At 43.2% G+C, this 4,863-nt stretch carries 2 protein-coding genes and 1 pseudogene; 2 read left to right on the top strand and 1 reads right to left on the bottom strand.

Features of this window, described 5'->3' with window-relative positions; translation table 11 throughout:
• On the bottom strand, positions 1-1,772 hold a 1,772-nt coding region (locus H6S82_RS18470), incomplete at its 3' end, for a cobaltochelatase subunit CobN (protein WP_191056524.1).
• A 127-nt stretch (positions 1,773-1,899) separates the two neighbouring features.
• On the opposite strand from H6S82_RS18470, the gene H6S82_RS18465 reads away from it, so the two are divergent.
• Together H6S82_RS18465 and H6S82_RS18460 are read left to right on the top strand one after the other, a co-directional pair.
• Positions 1,900-4,455, top strand: coding sequence for a CHAT domain-containing tetratricopeptide repeat protein (locus H6S82_RS18465; protein WP_242057006.1), 2,556 nt, complete (start codon positions 1,900-1,902; stop codon positions 4,453-4,455).
• Between the two features lie 108 nt (positions 4,456-4,563).
• Positions 4,564-4,863: pseudogene (locus H6S82_RS18460) on the top strand (hypothetical protein); the annotation flags it as partial.

Here is a 4,863-nt window from a genome sequence, read left to right as displayed (position 1 = left end):
CCGGATATTCCCAAGGGTGGTTGCACGCCGATCCAAATATTTCCTAGTTGTATGCCACCTATTTGCAATTCATCATCATAGGTTTTAATACCTGTACCAGTCAGAGATTTCCATTGTTTTTCAATGCGATTTGTTAATAGGTATCCCAACCATTTTTCGAGGGTACGGACATTGACGGTAGATACTCCTTCAGCAAGAGGGAGAGATTCATCAGCTACTTTCACCCAGCGGATTAATTCTTCACCATCTTCTGGTAAATCTCCGATTGTATAACCTTCTGCTTTTAATGCTTGGAGGAATTTGATTAAACTTTTCGGTACGTTTAACAATGCTGCTGTACCTGTAGCGCCATATCCGGGTGGAAAACCATACAAAATAATGGCGATTTTGCGTTCGGATGGTGGTGTTTGTCGCAAGGATATCCACTTTTTCAACCTACCAGTGAGACGTTTTACTCGTTCGGGAATTATATAGATATCTTCTCCTACTAAACCGCCAAGAGGAACGGGATCGATCGCACCATCTAATTCTGGCAAAGCATACAACACGACACTTTGCAACCCCCCAACGCCTTGGCGAGTCCATGAATGTATGTCTTGAATTAACAAAGGTGCAGATACAATATAAGGTACATTCTTGGCAGTGAGGATGCGTTTGGCAACCTCAACTTGTCGCCCCGCTTCCATCGAACCCGCTGGCCCACCTACTAGGGGAAAGCCGATTGTAGAGACGATCGCATCGACTTCGACTGCTTCGCTGGATAATGATGGAGTTTCAATTTTACCTTGTTTTCTTTGGGCGGTTTCGTATGCGGTTGTCATCCAATCTCGCACGGCAACGTGACCTTCAACGCCGTTAATAAAGATGGGTAAGGGAATTAATCCTGCTTGTTCAAAGTGGCGAATTAATTGGGGAATGTAAGGTTGTTTGGTAATAACGTGCTTGCGATAAAGAAGAATGCCAACAATTGGTTTTGTGGGGTGGGTACGATCTGTTGTGGGATGGGTATTTTGCCCTTCCTTTGACAATGGCAGGCGAGACGCCTGCCCCACAAGAAAAGCACGATCTCTTGTGGGGTGGGCATCTTGCCCGCCCCTAATATTTTGATACCATTCTAAATACTGACGTGGTGATTCAAAATATCCTTGATAATCGGGATGCAATAATCCCATGTTTGGGGTTTCGACTGGAGGTGGAATTTCTCCTACTTTTAAACCTAAATATTTTTCAGCTAGCGTCCAGAACATTGAGGCGACGTTATCTGTACCGCCAGCATTCCAATAACCGTAAATAATCAGCCAGTTACGCAAATCTTGTACTTTTTGCACTGGCACGTATTTTAATAATTTGGGGCCTACTTTCAAAAAGCTGATGTATCCGGCGAGTTTGTCTTCTTCTCGTCCGTTGCTGAATTTATCGAGAATGAATTTAACTGGTTTGGGCATTCCTTTGGGTTTGTCGCCAATTTTGAATGCACCAATTTGAGTCAGACTCATCAACTCTAAGGCTGACTCGAATACGAGGCGAATGGGGATGTTTTGAATTCTTTCTCGCAACCACAAAACTTGGTCGTAGTCGAATAGCAAACTGCCAAAGAAGACATCTGCGCCTTGGAGTGCGGCTGCTACGTTGTCGGGTTCGGTGCGTAGTGCAATGTCGCTAAACACGCTGATATCCAACTCCGGACAGCGTTTGACAGCCAAATCGGCGGCTTTGCGGTACAAGTCGGCGTTGAAGGATTCAAACCCAGCAATCAAGACGATGCGTTTCATGGCCCAAGCTCGAAATATTTCTTCATCTCGATCTTAAAGGGCTTTTCAGGTTAAAACAGAGAACAAGATTTCTTAATTACCGAACTCCCCTGTCCAGAAGGGGAAACCATCCACCCATATGACGAAAATGCGATCGCAAAAAATTGGCACCTGTGCTTTCTTGACTATCCTCATCACGCTTACCCCCTTAGCTACGCTCAAATTTAGTCCAAGTAAAATAATTTGGAATTCATATGTGCTGGCGCAAGATGCAAATGCTCTGCGTGCAGCTTATCAACAAGTTATTAATACGTATGAGGAACAATTAGCTAAGGCAAGAAAAGAGGGAAATCGACAGGATGAAGTACGCATTTTGAATAATGCTGGGTATGCTTTTATTTATTTTGAACAACACCAGAAAGCGATCGCACTGCTGCAAGAAGCTTGGACGATCGCACGGGAAATCAAAGACCCTACCCTGTCACAGATTGTCAGAAATTTAGCTACAGCTTACAGCAAATTGGGAGACGACAACGGAATTAAGTTTTTAGAACATCAGTTGGAAATTGCACAGCAGAAGGGCGATCGCGAAACCGAGGAAATTATTTTAGATAATTTAGCTACCGCTTACGCTTTCACTGGCAACATTCAAAAAAAAATTGAAACTTACGAGAAGCATTTAGCTATGGTGCGTCAGCTTAATAAGCGCGACAAAGAAGCATCTACGCTAATGAATTTAGCGATTCTTTATGGGGGAATTTCGGAACCACAAAAAGCTGTGGAGCTATGGCAGCAGTATTTAGCTGTTGTGCGGGAACTGGGAGATAAAAATAGCGAATACAATGGTCTTTTCAGTATAGGCATCATTTACCAATATCAATTAAATAACGACCAAAAAGCCATCGAGAGCTACGAACAAGCTTTGCAATTTGCCAAAGCAATTGCCAATCCATTCAACGAGATGATAACGCTGAGGCAGTTAGCCTTTGTGTATGGGTCGATGAATAATGCTGAGCGAGCGATCGCACTTTTGGAACAAGTGCGATCGCTCGCCCAGCAAACAAATAATCGCATTTACGAAGGTATGGTTTTGGGCGACTTGGGGCGTGTTTACTTCCTGAAGGGAGATTATACCAAAGCATTAGAATTGCAAAGGCAAACCTTGGCAATTGCTCAAGCAGATAAAATTGAAGTTTCTCAAATGTACGCTTTAGCCAACTTAGGAGAAACCCTGTTTCGCGTCGGACAGCTAGCAGAAGCAGAAAATTCTTTGTTAGAGGCGCTAACAATATCTGAAAAAGTCCGCCAAAAAATCGAAAGTTATAACCTGCCGACCAGCCAAACTCGCGATGACCAAAACCTGAATTTATATAATTGGCTAACCTATACATATCGCACTTTACAACAAGTTTTAGTTGCTCAAAATAAAATTGATACGGCACTGGAACTAGCAGAAAAAAGTCGAGCTAGGGCGTTTGTACATTTATTAGCAACTCGTTTAGCTGTAGACGCGCAATCCCAACCGAAGATTGACCCACCCAACCTGGCTCGAATTAAACAGATTGCCAAAGAGCAAAATTCAACTTTGGTGGAATATACTGTTGTTTATAATGACAACAACTCGCTCTCTCAATTGGTACTCAATCAAGAGTTTAGCTATGAAACAGCCCTGTTAATTTGGGTGATCGAACCAACAGGTGAAGTTGCGTTTCGGCGAGTGGATTTGAAAGCTGTGCGGGGACAGGATAAAAAATCTCTCGAACAAATTATCCGGGACACGCGCCAATCTTTTGGGGTAGGGGGTCGCGGTATTGCGATCGCTGCTAGGGTTGATAGTACACCCAATTATTCGGGATTGCAACAATTGTATAAAATATTAATCTCCCCAATTGCCGATTTATTACCAACCGATCCAAATCAGCGCGTTACGTTCATTGCTCAAGACGCTTTGTTTATGGTGCCTTTTGCAGCTTTGCAAGACAGCGCGGGGAAATATCTAATAGAAAAACATACAATTATTACGGCTCCTTCGATTCAAGTTTTGGATTTAACTCGCCAAGCCAAACAAAGGTTGCAAACTTCTACAAATAAGCGATCGCTTGTCGTGGGAAATCCCACAATGCCGAGCATTCGTCCCAAAGTTAACGCACCGCCGGAACAGTTACCGAGTTTACCTGGATCGGAAAAAGAAGCAAATGCGATCGCCACTCTTTTATCCACTCAAGCTATTACCGGAAACCAAGCAACCAAAAGCAATATTGTGCAACAAATGCCTAACGCTAGGATTATTCATTTGGCAACTCACGGGTTACTTGATGATATGTACGGTTTCCAAAGTTCCCTGGCTTTAGCTCCTTCTGGAAAAGACGATGGTTTATTAACTGTACGAGAAATCATCAACCTGAAATTAAATGCCGAACTCGCAATTTTAAGCGCCTGCGATACGGGAAGGGGGAGAATTAGCGGCGATGGTGTCATCGGACTTTCCCGTGCGTTCATTGGCGCAGGCGTATCCAGCGTCATCGTTTCTCTGTGGTCAGTACCCGATAGTCCCACTGCGTTTCTAATGACAGAATTTTATCAAAATTTGTCAAAAAATATTGATAAAGCCCAAGCATTGCGACAAGCGATGCTGACGACTATGAAACAAAATCCAAATCCGAGAGATTGGGCAGCGTTTACTTTGATTGGAGAAGCGAAATAAAGAAATTAAACTAACCGCTATAAGTGATTTTAACTGTAAATATTATTAAGCATGGATAGGGTCGATCGATCGCATCTTATAATTTAATATGACTATGTTTGAATTAAAATGACGCGATTTATTTACGATCGATTTGCCAAGGACTATTTCCAAGAATTGTTAACCCCTCTGGGTGACGTGAAAGTTAGCCAAGAACTCGCCAGCGAAGTGCGAGAAATTGATGTGGTGTTCACACCTTACCCATCCGAACGAAGGGGAGATGCAGGAGTGCTGGGTTTACTAGGAAGATTTGCCCATACCCCATGTATTATTGAGCCTTTCCGCAATGCCGTATCGCCCATACAAATTCGCAGTTGTATGGGTAAACTATTTGATAAGCACGCTAGTTTACTGCGTCAGCGTCAAAGG

Origin of the sequence: Planktothrix sp. FACHB-1355, assembly GCF_014748295.1 — a bacterium.
Classification (GTDB): Bacteria; Cyanobacteriota; Cyanobacteriia; order Cyanobacteriales; family Aerosakkonemataceae; genus Aerosakkonema; species Aerosakkonema funiforme_A.
This window is presented reverse-complemented; position numbering and strand designations above follow the sequence as displayed.

Bases quoted from the DNA above. Each gene is read 5' to 3' on its own strand.
- H6S82_RS18465 (WP_242057006.1), top strand. From the start codon at position 1,900: ATGCGATCGCAAAAAATTGGCACCTGTGCTTTCTTGACTATCCTCATC.